We start from the raw sequence: 2302 nt of genomic DNA, 5'->3' as shown, positions 1-2302 counted from the left end.
TTTTTATTTTTAACAGAAGTGCTTAAAGAAACAACAAATTAACTAATTTGTTGTTTCTTTTTTTAAATTTAAAAGTTCGCTTACGGTAACTATTTCAAAACCGTTTTCTTTTGCATAATCAATTACTTTCGGAAGAAAATATTTAAGCTTTGAAATATCCTGTGAATCGTGCATTAAAAGAATATAGCCGTTTTGGACATTTGCTTTATACATTTGATACATTTGTTCTTTTCCTATTTCGGCATGCCAATCACAACCAAATGTCCAATTTATAACTTTATATCCGTTTTCTTTTGCAATTTTAAATGCAGTTTGCCCTGTATACCCATGCGGATAACGAACCAAAACCGGATAAAAGCCCAGAACATCTTTAATGGCAATTTCAGCTAATTTAAGTTCGGAGAAAATTTCTTCGTACAATTTATCCATTTCTTTAATACGATGGAAATTAATATGATTATAAGTATGGCTTGCTATTTCGTGTCCATGTTCATATATTTTTTTTAAAGTTTTTTCTCTGTCAATAACATTTACTGCCAAAATAAAAAAAGTAGCTTTAACATTCTTTTCCTTTAAAATATTTAAAATATAATCAGTATTATTACTGGGACCGTCATCAAAAGTTAAAGCTATTTTTTTTTCGTGGCTATTACCGTGGGTATAGAAAATGTTGTCATCTGTATAAGAAAAAGAGACTGTAAAAAAAGTTAATATAAAAGCAATAAATAGATTTTTCATATTAGAGTATCTTTGATAAAAAAGTAAGAATTCCGGCATTTAATATCTGCATCCAAAAGTTATCGTTTAAAGGCCAAGGAATAGTTTCTATAAAAGTTGCAATTAATGCACACAAAACGGCAATTTGCCAATTCGGCAAAATAATTAAACCTATTATTAAACAAGCAAGAAAACAAGCTATCGACCCTTCTAAAGATTTTCCTGCATATATTTTATGTTTTCCGTAAGCTTTGCCGAAAAGTGCGGCAAGTGCATCACCGAAAGCAAGGTATAAAAAACTTGTAGTTACTAAAAGTTTATCATCAAATAATAATATAGCAAAAAAAGCCCCTGCAAGTGTCCAAGGTAATCCGCTTATTTTATGTTCTTCACTTTTTCTGTGAACACCGCCCAATACTTTTAGTATAAATACATTGAATTTTTCATTTTTTGCCCGTATAAACTCTCCCAATAAAACAATAATAATAGCAATTAAAAGCCCCGTTAAAACAATATTTGTCGGCAAGAACCAATATGCCGCAACATAAATCAAAGTAAGAATATGAAAAGTTTTTCTTTTTATTTCATCCTTCGGAAACCCTAACATTTTAACGACTCCTATTAAAAATTTGCTTTGCAAATTTAGTTTATAAGTTTATTGAGGAATAAGTTATTTTTAGTTTTTTTGTTGTTTAACTTATAACCCAATAACCCTATCACCTTATAAACTGTTGTTGTTAATTGTAAATTGCAATTTTAAATGCTTACCGGTTTAACCTTTACACCTTTTATTTTTGTAAGTTTTTTTGTCATTGAATTTATTTCTTTTTTAGAACCGATAAATTCCAAAATTATAAGCCCGGTTTGAGAACATTTATCAACACTGCTGTCTGTAATACCAAGCCGTGTTTTTATTAAACAACCGAATTCGGTCAATACTTCCTGAACCGAAGCGGCAACATTTTGTCTTTGTTTAACGGAAATAATAATAATATTTTTCATTTTTCCCTCCATTATCAGATACCAAAATTAAGTCCGAATGTATAATTCGGAACACCTCTATACCAGGAAACACCGCAACTTAAATGAAATGTCATAATACTTACGGCAACACCTAAACCATATCCGAAATTATCCGCTTCACCTGTTAAATGCTGTTTATCCGAACTTTTAGCTTTTAAATTTACTTTATCCCATCCTAAAGCTACGTAAGGTTTAACAAAAGGTATTTGGTCAAAAGTGGCACAAGCACCTAAATTTATATCATGTGTATCAAAATTATTACCATTAGAACGAGTTTGCATTAAAGAATACATACCTTGCACCGAAACAGACGGGACTACCAACATAGAACTTTCATATACCGTATATCTTAAACCTAATCCGTAAAGATTGGAATCGTATCCGTAACCGTATTTTCCTAAAATACCAAACCTATACGGTAAACCTAAGTGAAGACTTAAAATAGGTAAATACATTTCACTCGTTCCGCTTGCTCTCATTATTTCATTTGAAACATTAATATTTGAAACTTTTAAATTTGCCGATAAATTTAAAAGACCGAGTGATGCCGAAACTCCGAAAT

At 30.5% G+C, this 2302-nt stretch carries 4 protein-coding genes; all 4 read right to left on the bottom strand.

Annotated elements, in window-relative coordinates:
- Positions 1-42: 42 nt before the first annotated feature.
- Positions 43-738, bottom strand: coding sequence for a polysaccharide deacetylase family protein (locus ACMUOV_RS05155; protein ID WP_413854039.1), 696 nt, complete (start codon positions 736-738; stop codon positions 43-45).
- Between the two features lies 1 nt (position 739).
- On the bottom strand, positions 740-1324 hold the full coding sequence (locus ACMUOV_RS05150; RefSeq protein ID WP_413854038.1) for a diacylglycerol/polyprenol kinase family protein: 585 nt from the start codon (positions 1322-1324) through the stop codon (positions 740-742).
- A gap of 149 nt (positions 1325-1473) precedes the next feature.
- Entirely contained in the window at positions 1474-1719 is a 246-nt protein-coding gene (locus tag ACMUOV_RS05145; protein WP_413854037.1) for a hypothetical protein, read from the bottom strand.
- 14 nt (positions 1720-1733) lie between these two features.
- On the bottom strand, positions 1734-2302 hold a 569-nt coding region (locus ACMUOV_RS05140; RefSeq protein WP_413854036.1), incomplete at its 5' end, for a hypothetical protein.

This window comes from Candidatus Ruminimicrobium bovinum, assembly GCF_902760015.1.
GTDB classification, from domain to species: domain Bacteria; phylum Elusimicrobiota; class Endomicrobiia; order Endomicrobiales; family Endomicrobiaceae; genus Ruminimicrobium; species Ruminimicrobium bovinum.
The sequence above is the reverse complement of the archived record's forward strand: the minus strand, read 5'-3'. Positions and strand labels throughout refer to the sequence as shown.

What these genes read in the sequence shown, in the direction of transcription:
- ACMUOV_RS05155 (WP_413854039.1), bottom strand. Translation starts at nt 738, where the DNA reads ATGAAAAATCTATTTATTGCTTTTATATTAACTTTTTTTACAGTCTCT.
- ACMUOV_RS05150 (WP_413854038.1), bottom strand. Translation starts at nt 1,324, where the DNA reads ATGTTAGGGTTTCCGAAGGATGAAATAAAAAGAAAAACTTTTCATATT.
- ACMUOV_RS05145 (WP_413854037.1), bottom strand. Translation starts at nt 1,719, where the DNA reads ATGAAAAATATTATTATTATTTCCGTTAAACAAAGACAAAATGTTGCC.